The following is a 21,609-nucleotide window of genomic DNA, read 5'->3' on the forward strand; positions in this document are numbered from 1 at the left end:
GCTTGTCTGCTGCAACGCAAATCCCGGAACGCGGTGCGCGCTACGGTGTTGTGCTTGAATGTCATGACGGGGGCGGCAATGCGCTTTCACATTAACGGCGATATCCGCGAAGCTGACGTCGATATTCGCACGTCGCTGCTCGACTTGCTGCGCGAGCACCTCGCGCTGCCCGGCACGAAGAAGGGCTGCAATCAGGGCGCCTGCGGTGCCTGCACCGTGCTGGTCGACGGCAACCGCATCAATTCCTGCCTCGCTCTGGCGGTGCAATATGAGGAGCGTGAGATCACGACCATCGAGGGGATAGGAACGGTCGACCAACTGGATGCTCTGCAGGCCATGTTTGTCGAACATGACGGTTTCCAGTGCGGTTACTGCACGCCCGGCCAGATCTGTTCGGCAATCGCGATGGCAGCCGAAGCCCAGAGGGGTCTGCCAAGCTTTGTCACCCCCGACCTCGCAGCGCAGGCGATAAGGCTCGACCATGATGAATTGCGCGAGCGGATGAGCGGCAATCTGTGCCGGTGCGGCGCCTATAACGGTATCATCGACGCGATCCGGGCGACCTTCGTCGAGGAGGTCGCGTAGTGGAAAGCTTTACCTTTGCTCGCGCGGCCGATGCCCGCGAGGCGATTGCGTTGGCCAGCAGCAGGTCTGAAACCCGCTATCTTGGCGGCGGCACCAACCTGGTGGACCTCATGCGCGAGACGATCGAGCGTCCGCGCACGCTGATCGACGTGACGGGATTGGCCAACGAGATCGCGGTGCGAGGCGATGGCGCGGTCGTCATTGGCGCTGCGGTCACGAATACCGCGCTGGCGGAACACCGGCACATCCGAACGCTCTATCCGGTGCTGTCGCGCGCGATCCTGGCCGGCGCATCGGCGCAAATCCGCAATATGGCCACTGTCGGGGGAAACCTGCTGCAACGCACACGCTGCTATTATTTCTACGACAATGAGGCCGCTGCCTGTAACAAGCGGGCGCCGGGGTCGGGCTGCGACGCGCGGGACGGGTTCAATCGGATCCACGCAATCCTCGGCGCCTCGCCGGCCTGCGTCGCCACCCATCCATCCGACATGTGCGTCGCGCTCTCGGCGCTCGATGCCATCGTCCATGTTGACGGTCCAAACGGGCCACGCACGATCCCGATGACCGATTTTCACCGTCTGCCGGAGGACCGACCCGACATCGAAACGATGCTCGAGACAGGTGAATTGATAACCGCGATCGAACTGCCCGCCGCGGCGATTGCGCGCCGATCGACCTACCGGAAGGTGCGCGACCGCGCCTCCTACGCATTTGCCTTGGTATCGGTCGCTGCGGCGATCGACGTTCAGGACGGGGTTGTCGCCGATGTCAGGCTGGCGCTGGGCGGGGTGGCGCATAAGCCCTGGCGAGCGCATCAGGTCGAGCGCCTGTTGGTCGGGCAGCCGGCGACGCACGCGGCCTTCCGCGTGGCTGCGGAGGCCGAGCTTGCCGATGCCGTTCCTCTCCGCGACAACGCGTTCAAGATCGAACTGGCGAGGCGGACCATCGCCGCCACGCTTGCGGACTTGGTGCCATGAGCATGATCGGTGATGCCAAGGCGGCGGTCAAAGGTGCGATCCAGGGCGCAATGCAAAAGGCCATCGCGGCCGCCCCCGATAGCTGGATGCCGGGCGGTACCCCCGACCCGCTGATCCGCGAGCAGCATGGTCACACGGGCAAACCGGTGTCTCGGATAGACGGGCCGCTCAAGGTCGCAGGTGCAGCCCCCTTCGCAGCCGAGTTTGCACTTGAGCAAATGACCTATGCGTCCGTCCTGTTCAGCACGGTCGCACGCGGTCGGATCGCAACGCTGGACACCGTGGCGGCCGAGCGGGCGCCGGGGGTCGTCCTGGTGATGACATATCACAATGCGCCGCGGATGAAGCCGATGCCGCTGTTCATGTCGACCTCAAAGGCTGGCGGGGGCAACGACCTGCCGATCCTGCAGGATCCTGAAATCCACTGGAATGGCCAGCCGATCGCGGTGGTGCTGGCCGAAAGCCAGGAACAGGCCGACTACGCCAAATCACTGATTGCGGTAACCTACGAGCGGGCCGACGCGATGACGAACTTCGCGGCGGCGAAAGCTGCGGGTACCGAGCCGGGCGAATTTCAGGGCGAGCCCCTGAAGCTCGAAATCGGCGACGCGGAAGCCGCGCTGGCGGCGGCGGCGCACCGGGTCGACCACGTCTACCGCACCCCGCGCCACAACCATAATCCGATCGAGCTGCACGCCGCGACCGTAACATGGGAGGGCGAGACGCTGCGGGTTCACGACGCGACGCAAGCGGTCGCGCATACCGCCTGGTCGCTTGCGCAGATCTTCGGCATCGATGAGAAGCAGGTGCGCGTCACCTCGCCGTTCGTCGGTGGCGGGTTTGGCAGCAAGACGCTCTGGGAGCATCAGGCTTTGGCTGCGGCGGCCAGCAAACTGGCCGGAAGGCCGGTGCGGATCGTATTGTCGCGCGAAGGCGTGCACCGCACGATCGGCGGGCGGGCGATGACCGAGCAGCGCGTCGCGATCGGCGCGCAGGCCGACGGCACCTTCGATGCCATCGTCCACACTGGTGCTATCACGATGAGCAGGCACAGCGCGACGCCTGAACCCTTCATCGTGCAGACCAAGAGCGCTTATGCCGCCGGCGCCTTCAAGCTCGATGTCGAACAGGCGTTTATCGACATGGTTGCCAATACATTCATGCGCGCGCCCGGCGAAGCGGTCGGAACCTTCGGGTTGGAGAGCGCGATCGACGAGCTGGCCGTCGCATTGGACATCGACCCTATCGAACTGCGCCTGAAAAACGAGCCGGCGCAGGACCCGACCACCGGCCTGCCCTTTTCGCAGCGGGCGGTGGAACAGGCGTTTCGGGATGGTGCGGCAAGGTTCGGCTGGGCCGACCGGCCAAAGGTGCCCGGCAGCCGGCGCGAGGGTGATTGGCTGATCGGGATGGGGGTCGCGACCGGCACCTATCCCTATTACCGAATGCCGGGCGGCGCTGCGCGGATCACGCTCGACCGCAATGGTCACGCGACGGTCGGCATCGCCGCGCACGAAATGGGAATGGGCACCGCCACCGCGCACACGCAGGTCACGGCGGACCGGCTGGGCCTGTCGCTCGACCAGGTGACCTTCAATTATGCCGACACCGACCTGCCCGGCGTGGTGCTTGCCGGCGGATCGCAGCAGACGGCGGCGATCGGCGCCGCGATCGTCGAGGCACAGCGCGAACTGTTCGCCGAATTGCTCACGCTTGCGGGCAACGATTCGTCGCTTGCCGGACTGAAACCGCACGATGTGTTCGGCACGCGCGGCGGCCTCGCCAAGCTGGACGAGCCCGACCGATACGAAAGCTACACGTCGATCCTCTCGCGCGCGCAGCGCGAAGCCGTCACCGTCGAAGCCACGCCGCCCGATCCGCTCGAACTGCAGCATTGGTCAATGCATTCGCACAGCGCAATTTTCGTTGAAGTGCGCGTCAACGCCGTCACTGGCGAGGTGCGGGTCTCCCGCATGCTCGGCTCTTTCGATTGTGGCCGCATCCTCAACCCAAAGACCGGAGCCAGTCAGTTCCGCGGCGGCATGATCATGGGATTGGGCCTGGCCTTGACCGAAGAGACGATGTTCGACGAGCGCACCGGGCGGATCATGAACCCGAGCCTCGCCGAATATCACGTGCCCGTGCACCTCGATGTTCCTGCGATCGAGGTGATGTGGACCGATATTCCCGACCCACGTTCCCCCATGGGCGCGCGAGGTATCGGGGAGATCGGCATTACCGGCGTTGGTGCCGCCGTGGCCAATGCCGTGTACAATGCGACGGGAAAGCGGATTCGTGAGCTACCAATAACCTTGGACAAGCTTTTCTAGTCTCCGGGATATTGGCGACGTGGCGCCCGAGAATGGAGGTAGCGGCTCGCCTCGAGCGGCCGGTCCGCCGCCTCATGCCCCGAACAAGCCCCCATCGGTGATCAGCAGGTCGATGTCGGGATGCGACTGGCTAAGCCGCATCGCGCTTGGGCCATTAAAGGCTTCGAAGGCATAGCCCGTTCCTCGGCTACTTCGACCACGAGCATCCTACGGTGGCTCGTCAGCGATAATCAGCACGCGGCCCTGCGCCAAATTGCCCGGTCGCGATCGCCGCCCGCCGTTCGACGAGGTCCAATGCCTCAACATCGCTCGCATCGACCATGGAGCAAGGAACATATAGGGGCGCTGTCGTGCCGAGACCCATTGCGGTTTCAACGCCGGCTTGTCGAGCCCGATCAGCCGCATGTTCATGTCCGCAGCCGGGCCGCAGAGGAAATCGAGCCCGTAGGTATTGGAGACCGGAGGCTATCCAGCGGTATGCCGCCCTGTGTCGCTATTTCGGCGGCGCTTGCATCTGCTGATAGGTACCGATGAGTTCACCTTTGGCAAGGACATGGCCCTTGACCGCCGCAAGCAGCATCTCACGATCGGCACCGGCTGGGACGTCCACCATCGTGTCGAGCGCAAGCAGCTGAACATGATAGTGGTGCGGCGGGTCGCCGACCGGCGGGCGCGGACCATAATAACCGGCCGACCCGCGGCTCGTGCGACCCTGCAAGACACCGTTGGGTTCAGTAAGCCTTGGCTGTTCCTGCAAGCCTTCGGGGAGCGCCGTCGTTGCAGCCGGGATATTCCACGCCAGCCAATGGACGAATGGCGTGATGGGATGCGCGTCCGGATCCTCCATGATCAGCGCATAGGAGACCGCACCGGGAACCGGGGTCCAGCTGAGTTGCGGGGACACGCCGTCGGCATATTCGCTCTGCTTGAGCGGAATGGGCCGACCGGCCGTGAAGTTCTGCGACATGATCCTCAGGCTGCCGCGGGCGGCGGTCTCAGGCCGGGCGCTGGCGAGGGGAACGCCGAGGCCAACGCTCGTCTGGCGCTGCATTTCGGTGACGGGCGCCGGGCTGTCGCCGGCGGCTCGCGCGCGACCGTTCTGATAGGCGATACGGTAGATGACACCATTGGCGTCATCGGCCATTAGCAGCGCGCCGTCCTTCGCAACCGCCAGGCCGACCGGTCGTGCGAAATGGGAGGTGCCGTTGTCGGTGAGGAAGCCCGTGACGAAGGGCTCGATCGCTGTTGGCTTGCCGCTGGCAAAGCGGATCCGAACGATCTCATAACCCGAAGGGGTTGCGCGGTTCCATGAACCCCGCATGGTCGCAAAGGCGTTGCCGTTGAACTCGGCCGGAAAGGCACCGGCGCTGTAGAAGACAAGCTGCATCGGGGCGGCATGGCCGGTGTAGCCGAGCACCATCGGTTCGCTCGTCGCCTTCCAGTCTTCCTTCGAAATGTCGCCTACGGGTGTGCTCTGCGGATAGATGCGGCCACTGGCATAGACATGCGGCCAGCCATATTTCTTGCCCTGCTCGATCCGGTTGAGCTCCTCGGGCTGGTCGTCATCGCCGAGGAAGTCGATGCCATGGTCAAGACCCCAAAGCGCGCCCGTGGCAGGATCCCAATCAAAGCCGATCGTGTTCCTGAGACCGCTGGCGAAAATCGTGCGGCTCTTGCCGTCGGGCGAGACACGCAAGATTGTGGCGTTCTCCGGGTTGCTCTCGTTGCAGGCGTTGCAGGTCGATCCCACGCTCAAATAGAGCATATTATCCGGACCCCATGCGATCGTTCGGTTGGCGTGCTGGCCGCTGTCGGGCAGGTCGCCGGCAAGCAGGGTCATTGGCCCGAGGCGCCCGTCGGTCAGGATGTCTGCAACGAACAGCTCTTTGACCGTCACCAGGTAAAGCTTGCCGTCATGGATCGCGAGGCCATGGGCTTGCGCGCGGTTGGCGACGGTGACGGGGGCGCCGTCGGCTTTGCCGTCGCCATCGGTGTCGCGAAGCAGCAGGACATCGCCCTGGTCCCGTCGGCTCAGATAGATGTCGCCATTGGCCGCGACCGCGAGGATGCGGGCGTTCTTGAGCCCCGTCGCGAAAGGCGCAACGGTGAACCCGGAAGGCACGTTGATTTGAGCGACGCGCTCGGGAGTCGCCGGAACCTTGGCCGGCTTGTTGATCGCGGTAGAAATCGCGACCCGCGTGCCGTCGCCCTGCTGGGCTGATCCGGCGCTTGAGAAGGCAAGGCCGAGCGCGGCACTCGCGAGGAAAATGGTCGGGCGAACGGCCAAGATGCACCTCATCAGGAAAAGCGTTTGAAGACGGCCGCCGGCATCGCCGGCGGCCTGAGCGATCACATCGCCATGAGTTGGTGGATATGGTGCTCGACGACAGGAACGATCTTCGCCGCCGCGGCCTTGAGCGGCGGCGAAGTCCCTTCGGCCGCATAGGCCTCGTGGACGTTAAGTGCCTGCCCGTGCGCCGCCTTTTGTTCGGCAATGTAGCGCGCGTCGCGCGCCGGTCCCCGTTCAGCCTGGAGCTGCGCGATCAGCTCGTTCTGAAGCGAGGTCAGCATGGGCGGGGCGATCTTGACCTTCGCCTTGGCCGCTGCGGCCTTCAGGTCTGCTGTGCTCCTCGAATGATGGTCGATCATCATCTCGGCAAAGCTGCGGACCTTGGGATCCTGGCTCGTTGCCAGAACGAGCTTGCTCGACTGGATTTCGTAGAGGTCGCTCGCGCCCGCCGTCTTCACATAATCGACGGGCGGCATAACCTGTGCGACCACGGGCGCGGCGGCGAAGGCGAGCGCGCAGAGCGCGCCATGGATAATCTTCATGACCTCGACTCCTCGCGATCAGTTGGACAGAGCGGACTTGAGACGCGACACCGCCCAGGCTTGCGCGTCATAGGCACCGCGCACAACGGTCCCCATGCCGAAGAATTCGTGGGTGACACCATCGAAGCTTCTCTGCTCGACGCGCACACCCGCCTGTTTAAGCGCCGTCGTCAGCGTTTCGCCGTCCGAGCGCAGCGGATCTATCTTGGCGTTGACGATCGTAACCGGCGGCAGGCCCTTCAGATTGGCCTGAACCAGGTTGATGCGCGGGTCCTGCATGTCGGCAGATGTCTTCGCGTAATAATAGCCGAACCACTTCAACATCGCGCCGTTGAGAGGCCTGGCGCCAGTCGAATCCTTGCGCGACGGCAAGTCCATCCGACTGTCGGCGATCGGATAGACCGCCAGGACGTGCAGCGGCTTGGGCAGGCTATTGTCCCGAGCATGGATCGCGGTCGCGACCGCAAGGTTACCGCCCGCGCTTTCGCCGGCTAACGCGATCCTGCGCGCATCGGCATTCCAAGTGGGCGCGCTCTGCACGACCCAGCGATAAGCCGCAGCAGCATCGTCATGCTGCGCGGGGAATTTGGCTTCGGGCGCATGGCGATATTCCACCGAGACGACGATCGCGTTGAGCTGCTTTGCGAGCAGGCGCGGGGTCGCGTCATAGGTGTTGACGTCGGCGATCACCCATCCGCCGCCATGATAATAGATCACGATCGGGAGACTTGCGTCGGCAGGGGCGGCCGCCGGGCGATAGATCCGCGCATATTGCATCGGGTCAGCGCCGTAGGGCAGATCCCTGGTCGTGACCGCAGGATCGGGAGCGGTCGACAGACCCTTTTTGCGCATCACTGCCATCGTCGCATCCGAGGCGCTGGGCTGAAGCCGGGCCTCGAGGGGCGTGAGCCTTTCAATCGGTTTGGGTCCAAGCGCCGCGTGGGCGTCGAGAACGGCCTGCATATCGGCCGCGGGCTGTTCGGGAATTGCCATCGAGGGGGCCGGCGGCGGCGGTGGAGCTGCGTTGGAAGAGGCAGAAGACTGCGCGAGCGCGGCCGTGCTCAGCGCGAGCCCGATCGCGCTGACGGACATGATATGGATTTTCACGAAATGCTCCCTGTTCGCCGCCGCCCACGCGATGAACAGCGCGCGATGATCACAGTTCCTTGGAAAAAACCTTTGCTGATTTAAGTTAGGTTGAAAGCCTTTAAGCCGGCCGATTGTTCACCAACGCAGGATGAAGAGCTTTCACTCTGATGTTGATGTTCGCGCAAAGATTTGAAGATAGCATCCAACGAGACTCAAGCGAGCGGCGAACACATTCGCAGTCGTCAACCTTCACTGCCGGCAGACACATCTGCTTTTCGCCCCGGTCGGCCATTCGAACCGGAAAGCTCAGGCTAAAGGCACCAAGGCGATCCGGGGTCGTGCTAGGCCCGAAGTTCTCGAAGAAATCCCCGCGCGCTCGACGACAGCGGCTTCGTCCTCACCGGTGAGGCGGCGAGCGCGGATTCGGCTTACGGCACTTCGCATCCCGGCATCTTCGCTGTCGGCGACGTTCGCTCAGGCTCCGTCAAGCGCGTCGCTTCCGCCGTAGGGGAAGGATCGGTCGTCATTTCCAAGGTATGGAGCTTTCTTAATCCTTGAAGTTGCAACCGCTCCGTTGTCAGCAAAGCGCCCCAAAGTCAGTCGTTCAGATGGCCCCCGGCTCATCTTAAAGTCGCCATTTTTTCGGCAAGCGCCGATTGGCATGGTGGCTGGATATCATCATGATCCTGCGACTGCGCTTGGTGATGCAAGGGCAGTGGCGATGACCGAGCAAAGGCATCCCACCTAGGTCATGCGCGATGAGAGTGGTCGATCCGCTCCCGCGTCCAGCCATCAACTATAGCGCGGAGATCGCGCAGCAAGGGGTGATAGTTCGTCTGCGCGGTGCCGTAACTGAGATTGAACGCATAATTGAAGTCAGAAGCGTTTCTGCCCGCCAAATGCTGAAGCATCGTCTCAAGCTTGTCGAAGCCTTTTACCAATCGTGCTTCCGGCGAGCGGGCCCCAGCATAATCGTCCCACAGGTTCAGCATTTCCCCGCTGATGTCGTCCGGAAGCAACGCGCAGAGCTTAGCCATGTCGCGGCGCTCGCGTTCGTTACGATCCGGATCCAGATGCTGCTCGGTCGCCGGTGTGTCTCCATGGATCGCTTCACCCAGGTCATGGACGACGGCAAGCTTGAGAAGTCGAGCGATGTCATGGTCCGCCAGATCGCGCTCAAATGCCATAATCATCAAACACAGCCGCCAGCTGTGTTCCGCAGTGCTTTCGGATCGCCCTTGCGCCGTACGTCCGCTTCGCAGCGTATCCTTTAGTCTCTCCGCCGACTGGAGAAAGGCGATGATCGCCGTCAGCCGCTGGGTCTTATCCAAGATGTCGTTCACGCGCTCGCCTTCCAATTCACGACTTGATAGCTTTGGTCGCCAGCAGGCTGGACATAGGCACCTCAAACGCGTCCTCGGCTACGGCTTCGATCAGCCAAAGCGACAAGTTTAGATACAACAGCCGAGCCCCGGCAGCGGAGCTACGCCGTCAACGCGGCACGGAGAACGAATATATTATGCGTGTTGAGCGAGCGTGGTCGTTACCCGTCCAACGCGCCCATCTGCGAGCGGAATTGTCTCGCAGCGCACCGTGCTCGACCGCACTGGAACATCGTGGCTAAGGTTATCGCCTGTCCGGAAGGTCAATGCCTTGAACGGACGTTCGAACCAACCGTCATCGGCAAGCCGGGCCTCCGCTTCGGCAATCTCGGGGCTGGCATAGCGCCACAGCGATGTGCCTAAATACCGATCAACCCCACCCGCGAATACCGCTGCTCGTGCAGGAGAAGCCGCAAGCAGGATATGTGTCGCGTCGCATACCAGGTGTACCGCAAGCGTCGATGTCGAGATGAGCCGTTTCATGGCCATGTCGCCATTGTTATTCGCATGCGCCGCGATCAACGTCGCAATTTTCTCACGATGATGCTCGTCCGGAGCATGAGTACCGCCCTCCCATCGCGAGATGCTGCCCTGCGAAACGCACAGCAATTCAGCGACATGCGCTTGTTTAATGCCGTTCAGGCGGCGAAAGCGCAGCAGCGAACGCCCAATCGGAAGATCATGAACCACACTGCCATTCTAACTGTAACGAAGCACGGGCTCCAGTCATGGCAGCAGATGATGCCGCGCCGCATAAGCATGCGTTCGGTTCAGCAGCTAAGCATTTGGCTAACCGCTTCTAGCAAGTCTCTCGCGAATATGATCGTCGCGCGACAACCTAGGCTTTCCCGGAAACTTTAAAGCGGTCGTCGGCAATCCGTGCCGCAGTCGCAGGTCTGGCAGCACCAAACATGCAGCAACGCGCGCCGATATCGGTCATTTCCTTTGCACCGACATCAATGTCGGCGCAATCGATGCGCTGGCGGGCATGAGCCCGTTAAAGCGGGTCGCTAGTCCCGACTAGATAGCCGGGCTGGTGGGGTCTATCGTGGGCAGCGAAGCCGGCTTCATGACGGGTGCCAGCCTTACGATCGACAGCGGCTTCACTCTTTGACCAGTCTCGCGCATCTTCGTATGACATCAGGTCATGTCAAAGGCGCGCCAGCTAGCGCCCATACAGGGTCATTTACGCCAGCTGAGCTGTATCCCAGAGGCGGATGTTCTGGATATTTGTCCGCCGACTGGATTGGACACCAATTTGCTATGATCGGGCACATGGCTATTCTGTGCCAATGCCCCGGACAAACAAGACCTCGGCGGCTTCCTCGCGCATCGGGGTAGCGAAGCCTGGACCGAAGCCCCGTCTGACGAAGGAAGAGATCGTCGCGGAAGCCTGCAGGCTTCTGAGCGGAAGTTCAGGCGAGCTTACGATGGCAAAGCTCGCCGCGAGCCTGAACGTCGGCGTGATGTCGCTCTATCGATATTATCCAAGCCGAGAATCGCTTCTCGATGCTGTGGCAGAGCATTTCATCGGCTTGTGGCAAGCGCCGGCAATCGAAGGGCGGCCCTGGCAGGATATCGTTTTCGATTGGTTGAAAGAAACGCAGCGACTTTGGGACGAGCACCCGGAGGCGCTGAGAGTCATCTTCTGGAATAGCCCCCAATCAGCTTCCTGGATCCGTGTCTGGCTTGTTCCGCTTGCCAGGATGTTCAAATCCCGCGGTGTGGAGCTGGACGCGCTCGCATTCGCCCTTAACTGGCTGGGCACCTCTGCGGTTGCGGTGATCGTGATGGAAGCCAATCATCCGGCACAGGCAGCTGTCGATGCCAACCTCGCAGCGGGTGGCCTCTCGAGTGATGACCGAAAGCTCTCTTCCGATCTGACGCGGCGAATGGCCGCCATTGATCGCACCTCGGTGCGGCGCTTCAACTATGAAAACATCGTCGCGGGGCTCGAGCGCCTGCTTGAGATGCCATCTCAGCCCTGAACCTGTCCGCTAAATCCTAATTACGAAGCAGGCGGAAATTCTGCCCCGTGGCGATCCCCGCTTGAAACTGCGTATCTAATACGCTATTAGCGATTCTGGGGATCGAGAAGTGATCAGTGCCTGTGGGATTGATGATTGGGAGCGTGATTTCCGGAAGGCTAAATGTTTATTTCTGCGTAACTGTTGCGCAGATGCTGCTTTTCCGCGCTCATTATTCGCCATCTCGCGCAGAGATGAAATGGTGAGGATTTAAATGAAAGATATTGCAGGGACCGAGCTCCTTGAGCCCGGGAATATTGATAATCCATATCCTTTTTATCGCCGCCTGTATGATCAACCGGTATGGCGCGTGCCCGATACTGACGTGGCGGTCATCAGCTCGTTTGCGATGATCGACGAAGCGGTGCGACGCGTGGAAGATTTTTCCTCCAACATGAATGCACTGCTCTATAAGGATGCACGCGGTCTGCCCGCACGTCTGCCCTTTGGCAGTGCCGGCGTCCAGGTGCTTGCGACCGCTGATCCGCCGCTCCACGGCGCGCACAAAAAGGCGATTTTTCCCGAGTTCGTCGGTCGGCGCATGACGGCGCTGGAGCCGGAAGTCGTCGAGATTGCCCGCGCTCGCATACGTCGGGCCATGGATCTGGGTACCGCAGATTTCATGGCGGAGATTGGCGGGATGGTGCCGATCTCGATCATCAGCAAATTGATCGGGTTCGAGGATGCCGACCTGCAGGTCCTGCTCCAGGCTGCCTATGATTCCACCTCTATCCTCGGCGCTACCCTCACGATGGAGGAGCTGGTGGCCAACATCTCGAAGTCGAACGAGGTTGGCGCGTGGATCGCGGGCCAGCTCCACGCGGCCTCGCCAGACCGGGAAGACATACTGGGTTCAATCGCGCGATCCGTTCGTGACGGTGTCCTGCAGCAGCATGAGGCGATCATCTTCCTGCACACGATGCTGAGCGCGGGGGGAGAATCCACCTCGAGCCTTCTGGGCAACGCCGCGCGCATGCTCGCCGAGGATCAAGAGTTGCAGCAGCGTCTGCGCGAAGCGCCCAGCCTCATCCCAAAGTTCATCGAGGAAGCGCTTCGTCTCGAGTCTCCCTTCCGCCATCATCTGCGTTCTGTGCCGCATGATACCCAGCTAGGGGGTGTCGACATTCCCTCCGGCACAACAGTCCTGATGATGTGGGGTGCTGCCAATCGCGATCCCGCAGAGCATTTGGACCCCAACAGGATCGACCTTGATCGCAAGCGTGGTCAGGTCGCCTTTGGTCGCGGCATCCACACCTGTGTGGGCGCGCCTTTGGCGAAGCTCGAAGCACGTGTCGTTTTCGAGGAATTACTGGCGGCCACGACAAACATTTCACTTCCTAACGGTGCCCAACCGAAATGGGAAAGTAGCCTCATGGTTCGGCGGCACGAGACGCTCCCGATGGTGTTTGCATGAAGACCCGCGCCGCCGTCGCGTTCGAGTCGAAGAAGCCGCTCGAGATCGTCGAAGTCGATCTCGAAGGCCCCAAGGCAGGCGAAGTTCTGGTCGAGATCATGGCGACCGGCATCTGCCACACCGACGCCTATACGCTCGACGGGTTCGACAGCGAAGGCATCTTTCCGTCGATCCTGGGCCATGAGGGCGCGGGCGTGGTGCGCGAGGTGGGTGCGGGCGTGACCAGCGTGAAGCCCGGCGATCACGTCATCCCGCTCTACACCCCCGAATGCCGCCAGTGTAAGTCGTGCCTTTCGGGCAAGACCAACCTGTGCACCGCGATCCGCGCGACGCAAGGAGCCGGGCTGATGCCCGACGGCACGAGCCGCTTCAGCTATAAGGGGCAGCCGATCTTTCATTATATGGGCTGCTCGACCTTCTCCAACTTCACCGTCCTGCCCGAAATCGCGGTGGCGAAGATCCGCGAGGACGCGCCGTTCCAGTCGAGCTGCTATATCGGCTGCGGCGTGACCACCGGGGTCGGCGCGGTCGTGAACACCGCTAAGGTGCAGGTGGGCGACAATGTCGTCGTCTTCGGCCTGGGCGGCATCGGCCTGAACGTGATCCAGGGTGCGCGGCTCGCGGGCGCCGCCAAGATAATCGGCGTCGACATCAACCCCGATCGTGAGGAATGGGGCCGCAAGTTCGGCATGACCGACTTCCTCAACAGCCGCGGCATGAGCCGTGAGGAGGTCGTCGCCAAGATCGTGCTGATGACCGATGGCGGCGCGGACTACACCTTCGACGCGACCGGCAACACCGATGTCATGCGGACCGCGCTGGAGGCATGCCACCGCGGCTGGGGCACCAGCATCATCATCGGCGTGGCCGAAGCGGGTAAGGAAATCTCCACCCGCCCGTTCCAGCTCGTCACCGGCCGCAACTGGCGCGGGACGGCGTTCGGCGGCGCCAAGGGCCGCACCGACGTGCCCAAGATCGTCGACATGTACATGACCGGCAAGATCGAGATCGATCCGATGATCACCCACGTCATGGGCCTCGAAGAGATCAACACCGCCTTCGATCTGATGCGCGAGGGCAAGTCGATCCGCTCGGTGGTCGTTTACTGACATGCGGACCGTCGAAACCTCGATCACCATTGATGCGCCCGCGCAGACAATATGGGCCATCCTTGATGAACTCGATGCCTATGCCGAATGGAACAAGGTCATCCCGCGGATCGCGGGGCTGACCACGGTCGGGCAGACACTTTCCGCCGACATCGCGTTCACCGGAATGCCGCCAAACCCGTTCTCGCCGACGATCATGCGCGTCGTTGGTGCCCGCGAGCTGCGTTGGTTCACCGAGGTGCCCGGTGAGCATGGTTATCGCGCAGAGCATGTTTTCAAGCTGTCTCCGCTTGGCCCGACCCAGACGCGGCTCGATCACAGCGAGTCCTTCGAAGGCCCTCTGACTGAAATGCTTTGGCCGATGATGGATGGCCTGGGTCGGCGCGATTACGAACAGATGAACCTCGATCTCAAAGAGCGCGCAGAACAGCTCGCGAGAGCTCGCGTCAGGCTTCACCCGGCCTTGGACGGTCGGCGCGATGAAGGCCCCAGGGCGGGGCGCCGCTATCTCCAATGTCACTGCGACACGGATCCGGTTCTGGTCCAGATCGAAGGTCCGGTCGAGCACACACATTTGTGCGGTTGCAGTCAGTGCTGGAAACCGCAAGGCGCTTTGCTCGCTCTCACGGCCGTGGTTGCGAGCGACCTCCACTCCGTCACCGCGAACCACGACAAGCTTTCGATTGTCGACACCGCCGCGAACATCCAGCGGTACGCCTGCTCTGGATGCGGTGTTCATATGATCGGCCTTGTCGCCGATCCTAATCATCACTTCTTTGGCCTGGCGTTCCTACATCCGGAGCTTGCCGGAGACATCGCGGCGCCAAGAATCGAATGGGCCGGCTTCATCTCGTCTCTGATCAGTTCCGGCACGTCACCCCGTCAGCTGGCGGCGGTTCGCCGAGCACTCACCGGCACAGGGATCGAAATTTACGACATGTTCTCGCCGGAGATCATGGATCTCATCGCCTGGCACGGCGTGAAGCTACGGTCGGCCGAAGCAGCAAAAAGCGCAGCCCGCCAAAGCGGCCGCACATAAGTTTTTGTGGAGAGGCGGCAAAGACCGCCCAGGGAGAGGAAGGGACTATGAAAGGCATGGCATATAATCGCAGGCGCTCGTTAATCCGTCTGGCGCTCGTCGCAGGGTCGGCTCTAGGCGCTCCGCCCCTCGCGGCTCAAAGCCTCGGCAGCCAGGAAGTATCCGGTGTCGAGGAGATCATCGTCACCGCCCAAAAGCGCGAGCAGAACCTCCAGACGGTGCCGATCTCAATCACCGCGCTGACCCAGGATTCGATCAAAGCCAACCGCATTCAGGACGTGCGCGATCTGAACGCCATCGCACCTAATCTGACCGTGCGTCTCTCGGGTGGTGGTGCGCAAATCCCGAACTTCACCTTGCGCGGAATTCTCACGAGCGGCACCGCGGCCGGGACCGACAAGGGCGTCGCCGTCTATCTCGACGGCGTTTACATGCAGAGTGTCGTGGGCGGCGTCTTTGACTTTGCGGACATCGAGCGGATCGAGGTGCTCAAGGGGCCGCAGGGGACATTGTTCGGCCGAAATGCGACCGGTGGCGCGATCAGCATCACGACCCGCAACCCGACGGGTGTGTTCAGCGCCCGCCAGGAACTCAGCTACGGCAATTACAACGCATTGCGTAGCAAGACGCGCGTAGACCTCCCGCAAGTCGGCCCTTTCAGCGCGACAGTGACTTATCTTCACTCTGAAAAACGGGGTGACATCCGCAACTCCGGCGCCGGTACGGTCTGGAATTATGGCCCTGCAACCGGAGGCACTCTGGGACGTCGAGTTTCGCCGAAATATCTCGGTAGCGACAATGTCGAGGCGGTGAGCGCTGCTCTAAAAACTGACCTCATCGATGACGTCACGCTGCTCTACAAGTTCGACTATTCCGAAAACAACTTCACCCCGAACGCCATCGGGATCGATTACTTGCCAGCCGGCACGATCGCCAGCGCGCTGTATAACGCCAGCCCGAACCCCAAGACTCCCATCGCCAAGAAGCGACCTGATGCGGTCAACAACGCCTATACAAAGGCGGCCCGGCTCTACACCTTTGGCCATAATTTTACCGCCAGCTGGCAGGCGACGGATGAGCTGACGTTCAAGAACATCTTCGCCTATCGCAAGACTAAGCTGAGCAACACCGCCCAGCAGCTCGACGGCCTGGGTGGCCTCGTGAACAGCCCGGTGAACTTCGCTTCGTTGGGCACTCCAGCCTTCCTGCCGGCGTCGTTCCTGTCGAGCAATCCGGCGCTGCGGTTCGCGCCCACCACGGCGCCCTATGCTATCGTCACAACGGACTCGTCGAACAACGAGCATCAATGGAGCAACGAGTTCCAGGTCAACGTGAACACTGACTGGTTCCAGGTCACGGCGGGCGTCCTCTACTTCCGCGACACGATCGTCACGGGCGGCCCGAGCAACGTCTTCAATTCGCTGGTGCTGACCGCGGTCAACGGCCAGCAAACCACGTCGAACGGGACACCGTTCGTCATTCCGGGCAACCCCGGCTATATCCCCAACCGCGTCACCGCTGTGTCGAAAGCCGCCTTTGTGCAGCCCGAGTTTCACCTGACCGACCGCCTTGACCTGGTGCTTGGCGCGCGTATCACCAAAGATCGCAAGCGGGGCTACGAGACCCTGCCTGACCAGACGCTGTCGAGAACTCCAACAACCCCGCCGGGCGCGATCGTATCGCCGATCCGGTACCGGGACTCGGAACAGACCTTCATGGCAGGCCTTAATTTCCGACCTGCCGACAACATTCTCACTTACGTCAAATATGCTGACGGCTACATTTCGGGTGGTCAGCTTGCGACGATCACGTTCAAGCCCGAGCGAGCCTATTCGTACGAAGGCGGCATCAAGGCTGACCTGTTCGACCGTCGCTTCCGGTCGAACCTCGCTGTCTTCCATGTCGATTATAAGGCGATGCAGTACACCACTTCCGGGCTATTAACGGGTGTCGCAAGTTCCGCGCCCTTCGCTCAGGCGGTTGTGTCATCCGCAGACGGAAAAGCTACCGGCTTCGAATGGGAAAATACCGTCGTCCCGGTCAATGGGCTCACCCTCACCGCCAACGTTGGATATACGGACTTCAAGTTCGAGCGCGGCACCATTTTCCCGGGCTTCGTCCTTCAGTCCGGGGCGCCCGGCTATCAGCCGTTTCAACGCCCGAAGTGGACCGGGAGCCTCGCCGCCCAATATGATAGCGCCGAGCTGGTCGCCGGCGGGCACCTATCGATCCGGGCCGACGCCAATTTCCGCAGCAAGATCCTGATGACCTCGGACATTGCGCCAGGCAGTGGTCCGACGGCCCAGGCCAGCCAGGCGCTCATCGATTCCGCGACGACGCCATTTCAGTGGATCGTGAACGGTCGTGCCGGGCTGATCGGCATGGAGGTCGGCGGGACGAAGCTCGACCTCGGAATCTGGGGACGCAACATCTTCGATAACCGCAACATCACCCAATATATCGGTTTCGACCTGGGGCCGATCGGCTCTGTCGGGTCGGTCATTTACGAGCGCGCTCGCACCTACGGTGTCGACCTGACCATAGCCCTTTAAGTTCTCTCCACTGGCCGCGCCCCCACCTTCCCGGGCGCGGCCATTTTTCTGTAGCGGTTAAGCTGCAGGGCATCGGCAACGCGCCCCAACACTGGACGTAGCGGGTAGTCTGTTGGCTTCCTGAAAGCGGGCAGTTCGCTTTCATAGCGGTCGGCTGGCTTCACAGACCTATCGGACGTTTGGTGAACCGACGGCGGAGATAGTCGCTTGCCGTGCGACCAGCTTCCAGCCTTCGGTCCGTTTTGCCCATATGTCAGTGAAGGGTCGAGTTACTTGCTGGCCGGCCCCCGGCCCTTTGATCGGGACCATCGTATCGTAACCCATGACCACCGTTATCTCGGGCTTCTGGCTAACGAAGGTGATGTGTTTTCGGAAATCTTTATATTCTAGGAAGTCCCGTTCCATCACAGCAATAACTTGGTCGCGGTTCAGCACCTCGTTGTTGGGCGAGTTGACGACGAAGTCCTCGGCCCAGACGGATTTAACACCATCCGCATCGTGCGACATGATCGCCTTGCCTAATCGGCCATAGGCCACGCCGATTTCTGGCGGCACGGAGACGCCCGGCGTGGGCTGGCTGATCGCCGGCGTCGTCACGGCGGCAAGCGCCAGGGCGAAATACTTCCAGTTCATGGTGGCGTGTCCTGCTGGTGATGATGCGAAACCTGCCGTCCGGTACGATCATGTGCAACGGTATCGTTAGAGCCAACGCGAGCAAGGGGTTTTTGGTCGTGATCGGAGCAGGAGCGGTCGAGCGGCAACGCGCCGCAAGATCGGCCATTCAGCTGGGAGTTCGTCAGTGCCAGAACCTGCCGTTTACCGCGGCAGCGCCTAGCGGTAAAAAGCTGAATGCCCCTGTTTTATTTCGACATCGACGATGGCCAAATGTCGGGGATTTGAGTGGACAGGAATTGCCAGATCTGGAAGCCGCGCGGGCGAGAGCACTGGAGCTTGCGAACGTCGCTCTGGCAAGTCCGCTAGGCGCCTGGCACGATCGCCGGTGGACACTCCATGTCTACGATATGATGGGCCTGCCACTCTTCAAGATTGCTATCGACGTGCATACGGGACTTCGGATCGAGATCGGCGCCTAGTCAGCTTTACGCCTCAATTTCGGCCGTCCACGGAGGTTACTGCTGATCCTAAAAGCTGAAACGAAGACGTGTGATTACGACGCGATCTCCGATAAGTCAGGTGGGAGCCAAGCGTTTCCCAAGCGCATTGCTGAACATCGCGACGAAGCTGCTTTGCTTTTATAGCCGAGATTGGCAACGCCGGCTGCATGGAGGTAGCTGACGCGCAATAGCCGATGATAGCCCATTAATGGGCTGGTGCTCTTCCGGCATAGACCACCCTATCCAGAACACGGTCACCAAAACCGACATTACCCACCGCCGAACGCGTCTACGGCGGCGGTCTCCAAAGCCGACACCCATTCAGGTTGACGACAAGGCCATCGCGTTGGATGAAACATGCCATTCGTCAGAATGGAAGTGTGCCCATGCCCGTCGTCTCGCGTGCCGCTATCCTGGTCGAGCCGGGAAAACCGTTGGTGATCGACGAGATCGAAGTCGCTGATCCGGGTACGACCGACATTCTTATCCGTCTCGACGCGGCCAGCCTTTGCCATTCGGACCTGAGCTATATCGAGGGCAAGTTCCGGCACAGCCTTCCCGCGATCTTCGGCCATGAAGGGATAGGCGAGGTCTTACAGATCGGCGCCGACGTCACATCAGCTGCCGTCGGCGATATCGTGGTTCCCTTCCTGGTGCCCGATTGCGGCGAATGCGTCTTCTGCCGTTCGGGCAAGACCAATATGTGCGCGCAGATGGGCCGATCCTATCGCCCCGATTTCCCCACCTGGTTCCGCTGGCAGGGGAAGAACGTGCCCGGCTTCATGGCGCTCGGTACATTTTCCGAATATCTCGTCGTGCCGCAGGATCAGGTGCAGAAGGTCAATCCGGCGGCCGATCGCGCGACGGCGTCGTGCATCGGCTGCGGGGTGACGACCGGCGTGGGCGCGGCGCTGATCGCCGCGAAAGTCGATCCCGGCTCAAGCGTGGTGGTGATCGGGCTTGGCGGTGTCGGTCTCAGCACGGTTCAGGGCGCGAAGATCGCCGGCGCCAAGACGATCATCGCGGTGGACGTCATGCCCGGAAAGGAAGCCGCGGCACGCGCGATGGGAGCGACACATTTCGTCAACGGGTCCGGCGGCGACGTTGCGCAGGCAGTGCAAACATTGACGGGCATCGGGGCCGATTATGCGTTCGACTGCGTCGGCAGCCCTACGGTGTTCGAACAGGCGCTGGCCTGTCTCAGCAAAGGCGGCTGGTCGAAGATGATCACCGTCGGCATGATCCCGGACGATCGGCCGGTGCCGGTGACGTGGAGCCAGATGCTCGGCCGCAACTGGCACAATACGATGATGGGCGGCGCGAAGCGGCAGGATGTCGCGACCTATGTCGACTGGTTCGTCAGCGGTAAGCTCGACCTAGCCGAGATGGTGTCGCAGGAAATTACCCTCGATCAGATCAACGAGGGGTTCGCGATGATGAAGAAAGGCGAGACCAACCGCGCCGTCATCCGATACCGTTGAGGGCTCTGGCGGCCGGCACCGACGCACGATAGGCTCCCGCGCAAAGATAAAGGGGATGTCGATATGCACGGGCTGATGCAGCACGGCGACTTGGCGATTATCGATATGCTGAAGTTCGCAGCGACCGCGCATCCGCGGCGTGAGATCGTGTCACGCAATGTCGATGAAACGCTGTGGCGCTATGATTATGCAGTCTGCTTTGCCCGTTGCGCGAAGGCGGCCCACGCTTTTGCGCAGCTCGGGATCGCACCGGGCGACCGCCTGACATCGCTCGCGTGGAACAATCACCGCCATTTCGAGCTCTTCTTTGCGGTGCCTGGCATCGGTGCCGTCCTGCACACGGCCAACCCCAGGCTGCCCGACGGGCAACTCGCCTACACGATTAACGAAGCGGGTTCGCGCATCCTGCTGGCCGATCTCAACATGATCCCGATCATCGAGCGGGTAAAGCCGCTCCTGAATACGGTCGAGCGGATCATATTGCTGACGCCTCCCGATCGTGCGGGGCAATGGGAAAGCTATGAGGCGCTGATCGCCGACCAGCCCGATGTCTACCCGTGGCCCAGGATCGAGGAGAACAAAGCGGCTTTCCTCTGCTTCACCTCCGGAACGACGGGCGATCCCAAGGGCGTACTCTATTCGCACCGATCGGTCGTGCTGCACGCATTTGCGGCCGGGCTAACCGGTGCGCTGGGCTTTTCGGCATTCGACGTCGTGCTGCCGTGTCAGTCGCTCTATCATGCGACCGCCTGGGGGCTGCCCTTTTGCGGGGCGATCAACGGGACCAAGTTCGTGCTGCCCTGCGACCGGATGGATGGCGCGTCGCTACAGGAACTGATCGAGAGCGAAGGGGTCACCTTCACCGGTGGCGTGCCGACGATCTGGACGACTTATCTCGATCATCTGCAACGCACCGGCGGCAGCGTTCACCGGCTGCGGCGTGTGATCATCGGCGGATCGGCGGTGCCGCGCGACATGGCGATCGCCTTCGACAAGCTGGGCGTGGAGGTTCAGCAGATCTGGGGCATGACCGAAACGAGCCCGCTGGGTGTCGTCTCCGCCCCCACGCCCGATCTCGACGAACTGGGCGTCGAGGGTGCCAAGGACCAGATCTGGACCCGGCAGGGGCGCATGCTGTTTGGCATCGAGATCGAGATATTCGGCGAGGATGGGCAGCCATTGCCGCATGACGGCGAAGTTTCGGGCACGCTCAAGGTGCGTGGTCCCTGGGTGGTCGAGCGCTACTATAAGCATGCTGAGGATGCGTGTGACGCCGATGGCTGGTTCGATACGGGAGACATCGCGACGATCGACCGGTTCGGTTTCATGCGGATCACCGACCGCAAGAAGGACGTCATCAAGTCGGGTGGCGAGTGGATCAGCTCGATCGATCTCGAGAACATCGCGGCGGGCTTCCCCGGCGTGAAAGTGGCCGCGGTCGCGGGGGTCTATCATCCGAAGTGGGAAGAGCGGCCGATCATGCTGATCGAGGCGCATGACGGCGCCGACATTTCGGTTGATGCCATGCGCGATTGGCTGTCATCGCGCATCGCGAAATGGTGGATGCCGGATCGCATCATCTGCGCGCCGGTGCCGCTGACCGCGACCGGCAAGATCGACAAGAAGGCGATCCGCACGGCTTATGCCGGCCTGTTGAAGGACTGATCAACGGTT

18 protein-coding genes and 1 pseudogene are annotated in these 21,609 nt (G+C 61.7%); 13 read left to right on the top strand and 6 right to left on the bottom strand.

All coding sequences use genetic code 11. The annotated features are described in order from the left end of the window. Positions 1 to 78: 78 nt before the first annotated feature. From EOD43_RS18480 to EOD43_RS18490, 3 genes are read left to right on the top strand one after another with little or no spacing between them, the layout of a single operon-like run. Positions 79 to 585, top strand: coding sequence for a 2Fe-2S iron-sulfur cluster-binding protein (locus tag EOD43_RS18480; RefSeq protein WP_127745522.1), 507 nt, complete (start codon positions 79 to 81; stop codon positions 583 to 585). Next, positions 585 to 1,565, top strand: a complete 981-nt coding sequence (locus tag EOD43_RS18485; RefSeq protein ID WP_127745523.1) for an FAD binding domain-containing protein — start codon at positions 585 to 587, stop codon at positions 1,563 to 1,565. The genes EOD43_RS18480 and EOD43_RS18485 overlap by 1 nt, the downstream gene beginning before the upstream one ends. Next, positions 1,562 to 3,895 (top strand): xanthine dehydrogenase family protein molybdopterin-binding subunit, encoded by a 2,334-nt coding sequence (locus EOD43_RS18490; protein WP_127745524.1) that lies wholly within the window; start codon positions 1,562 to 1,564, stop codon positions 3,893 to 3,895. The genes EOD43_RS18485 and EOD43_RS18490 overlap by 4 nt, the downstream gene beginning before the upstream one ends. A 493-nt stretch (positions 3,896 to 4,388) precedes the next feature. Here the strand turns inward: EOD43_RS18490 and EOD43_RS18495 are convergent, their stop codons facing one another. The 3 genes from EOD43_RS18495 to EOD43_RS18505 all read right to left on the bottom strand — a co-directional run bounded on the left by EOD43_RS18495 (position 4,389) and on the right by EOD43_RS18505 (position 7,579). After that, positions 4,389 to 6,182, bottom strand: coding sequence for a YbhB/YbcL family Raf kinase inhibitor-like protein (locus tag EOD43_RS18495; RefSeq protein ID WP_240653343.1), 1,794 nt, complete (start codon positions 6,180 to 6,182; stop codon positions 4,389 to 4,391). A gap of 62 nt (positions 6,183 to 6,244) precedes the next feature. Beyond that, positions 6,245 to 6,727, bottom strand: a complete 483-nt coding sequence (locus EOD43_RS18500) for a DUF4142 domain-containing protein (protein WP_240653344.1) — start codon at positions 6,725 to 6,727, stop codon at positions 6,245 to 6,247. Between the two features lie 18 nt (positions 6,728 to 6,745). After that, complete coding sequence (locus EOD43_RS18505; protein WP_240653346.1) at positions 6,746 to 7,579, bottom strand: alpha/beta hydrolase; 834 nt, start codon at positions 7,577 to 7,579, stop codon at positions 6,746 to 6,748. A gap of 172 nt (positions 7,580 to 7,751) precedes the next feature. Between EOD43_RS18505 and EOD43_RS24075 the strand changes: the two genes are divergently transcribed. Together EOD43_RS24075 and EOD43_RS24030 are read left to right on the top strand one after the other, a co-directional pair. Continuing rightward, positions 7,752 to 7,883 carry a hypothetical protein gene (locus tag EOD43_RS24075; RefSeq protein ID WP_276318208.1) on the top strand — a complete coding sequence of 44 codons (132 nt, stop codon included), beginning with the start codon at positions 7,752 to 7,754 and terminating at the stop codon, positions 7,881 to 7,883. A gap of 305 nt (positions 7,884 to 8,188) precedes the next feature. After that, positions 8,189 to 8,374 (top strand): annotated as a pseudogene (locus EOD43_RS24030) (FAD-dependent oxidoreductase); the annotation flags it as partial. A gap of 191 nt (positions 8,375 to 8,565) precedes the next feature. Here the strand turns inward: EOD43_RS24030 and EOD43_RS18515 are convergent. Further along, positions 8,566 to 9,159 (bottom strand): HD domain-containing protein, encoded by a 594-nt coding sequence (locus EOD43_RS18515; protein WP_206363593.1) that lies wholly within the window; start codon positions 9,157 to 9,159, stop codon positions 8,566 to 8,568. A 174-nt stretch (positions 9,160 to 9,333) separates the two neighbouring features. After that, positions 9,334 to 9,888, bottom strand: a complete 555-nt coding sequence (locus EOD43_RS18520) for a helix-turn-helix domain-containing protein (RefSeq protein WP_206363594.1) — start codon at positions 9,886 to 9,888, stop codon at positions 9,334 to 9,336. A 602-nt stretch (positions 9,889 to 10,490) separates the two neighbouring features. Between EOD43_RS18520 and EOD43_RS18530 the strand changes: the two genes are divergently transcribed. From EOD43_RS18530 to EOD43_RS18550, 5 genes are all read left to right on the top strand, one after another. After that, positions 10,491 to 11,186 carry a TetR/AcrR family transcriptional regulator gene (locus EOD43_RS18530; RefSeq protein ID WP_164857332.1) on the top strand — a complete coding sequence of 232 codons (696 nt, stop codon included), beginning with the start codon at positions 10,491 to 10,493 and terminating at the stop codon, positions 11,184 to 11,186. Positions 11,187 to 11,439: 253 nt separating this feature from the next. Further along, positions 11,440 to 12,639, top strand: a complete 1,200-nt coding sequence (locus EOD43_RS18535) for a cytochrome P450 (protein ID WP_127745526.1) — start codon at positions 11,440 to 11,442, stop codon at positions 12,637 to 12,639. Further along, a complete protein-coding gene (locus tag EOD43_RS18540) occupies positions 12,636 to 13,748 on the top strand; it encodes an S-(hydroxymethyl)glutathione dehydrogenase/class III alcohol dehydrogenase (protein ID WP_127745527.1) in 1,113 nt (370 codons plus the stop codon). Before EOD43_RS18535 ends, EOD43_RS18540 begins: the two co-directional genes overlap by 4 nt. 1 nt (position 13,749) lies before the next feature. Beyond that, complete coding sequence (locus EOD43_RS18545; protein WP_127745528.1) at positions 13,750 to 14,787, top strand: SRPBCC family protein; 1,038 nt, start codon at positions 13,750 to 13,752, stop codon at positions 14,785 to 14,787. 47 nt (positions 14,788 to 14,834) lie between these two features. Then, complete coding sequence (locus tag EOD43_RS18550) at positions 14,835 to 17,339, top strand: TonB-dependent receptor (protein ID WP_164857333.1); 2,505 nt, start codon at positions 14,835 to 14,837, stop codon at positions 17,337 to 17,339. Positions 17,340 to 17,507: 168 nt separating this feature from the next. Here EOD43_RS18550 and EOD43_RS18555 read toward each other — a convergent pair whose 3' ends face one another. After that, entirely contained in the window at positions 17,508 to 17,972 is a 465-nt protein-coding gene (locus tag EOD43_RS18555; RefSeq protein WP_127745530.1) for a nuclear transport factor 2 family protein, read from the bottom strand. 20 nt (positions 17,973 to 17,992) lie between these two features. Between EOD43_RS18555 and EOD43_RS18560 the strand changes: the two genes are divergently transcribed. From EOD43_RS18560 to EOD43_RS18570, 3 genes are all read left to right on the top strand, one after another. Next, positions 17,993 to 18,433, top strand: a complete 441-nt coding sequence (locus EOD43_RS18560; protein WP_127745531.1) for a DUF6894 family protein — start codon at positions 17,993 to 17,995, stop codon at positions 18,431 to 18,433. A 407-nt stretch (positions 18,434 to 18,840) separates the two neighbouring features. Then, the gene (locus EOD43_RS18565; RefSeq protein ID WP_164857335.1) at positions 18,841 to 19,935 is read left to right on the top strand and encodes a zinc-binding dehydrogenase; all 1,095 of its coding nucleotides are present in this window, start codon (positions 18,841 to 18,843) and stop codon (positions 19,933 to 19,935) included. Between the two features lie 63 nt (positions 19,936 to 19,998). Next, complete coding sequence (locus EOD43_RS18570) at positions 19,999 to 21,600, top strand: long-chain fatty acid--CoA ligase (protein ID WP_206363595.1); 1,602 nt, start codon at positions 19,999 to 20,001, stop codon at positions 21,598 to 21,600. The last annotated feature ends 9 nt before the right edge of the window (positions 21,601 to 21,609 follow it).

This window comes from Sphingomonas crocodyli (genome assembly GCF_004005865.1).
Lineage (GTDB): Bacteria > Pseudomonadota > Alphaproteobacteria > Sphingomonadales > Sphingomonadaceae > Rhizorhabdus > Rhizorhabdus crocodyli.

What these genes read in the sequence shown, in the direction of transcription:
- EOD43_RS18535 (WP_127745526.1), top strand. Translation starts at nt 11,440, where the DNA reads ATGAAAGATATTGCAGGGACCGAGCTCCTTGAGCCCGGGAATATTGAT.
- EOD43_RS18570 (WP_206363595.1), top strand. Translation starts at nt 19,999, where the DNA reads ATGCACGGGCTGATGCAGCACGGCGACTTGGCGATTATCGATATGCTG.
- EOD43_RS18530 (WP_164857332.1), top strand. Translation starts at nt 10,491, where the DNA reads ATGCCCCGGACAAACAAGACCTCGGCGGCTTCCTCGCGCATCGGGGTA.
- EOD43_RS18505 (WP_240653346.1), bottom strand. Translation starts at nt 7,579, where the DNA reads ATGCGCAAAAAGGGTCTGTCGACCGCTCCCGATCCTGCGGTCACGACC.
- EOD43_RS18565 (WP_164857335.1), top strand. Translation starts at nt 18,841, where the DNA reads ATGCCCGTCGTCTCGCGTGCCGCTATCCTGGTCGAGCCGGGAAAACCG.
- EOD43_RS18545 (WP_127745528.1), top strand. Translation starts at nt 13,750, where the DNA reads ATGCGGACCGTCGAAACCTCGATCACCATTGATGCGCCCGCGCAGACA.
- EOD43_RS18500 (WP_240653344.1), bottom strand. Translation starts at nt 6,727, where the DNA reads ATGAAGATTATCCATGGCGCGCTCTGCGCGCTCGCCTTCGCCGCCGCG.
- EOD43_RS18560 (WP_127745531.1), top strand. Translation starts at nt 17,993, where the DNA reads ATGATGCGAAACCTGCCGTCCGGTACGATCATGTGCAACGGTATCGTT.
- EOD43_RS18540 (WP_127745527.1), top strand. Translation starts at nt 12,636, where the DNA reads ATGAAGACCCGCGCCGCCGTCGCGTTCGAGTCGAAGAAGCCGCTCGAG.
- EOD43_RS18550 (WP_164857333.1), top strand. Translation starts at nt 14,835, where the DNA reads ATGAAAGGCATGGCATATAATCGCAGGCGCTCGTTAATCCGTCTGGCG.
- EOD43_RS18480 (WP_127745522.1), top strand. Translation starts at nt 79, where the DNA reads ATGCGCTTTCACATTAACGGCGATATCCGCGAAGCTGACGTCGATATT.
- EOD43_RS18555 (WP_127745530.1), bottom strand. Translation starts at nt 17,972, where the DNA reads ATGAACTGGAAGTATTTCGCCCTGGCGCTTGCCGCCGTGACGACGCCG.
- EOD43_RS18490 (WP_127745524.1), top strand. Translation starts at nt 1,562, where the DNA reads ATGAGCATGATCGGTGATGCCAAGGCGGCGGTCAAAGGTGCGATCCAG.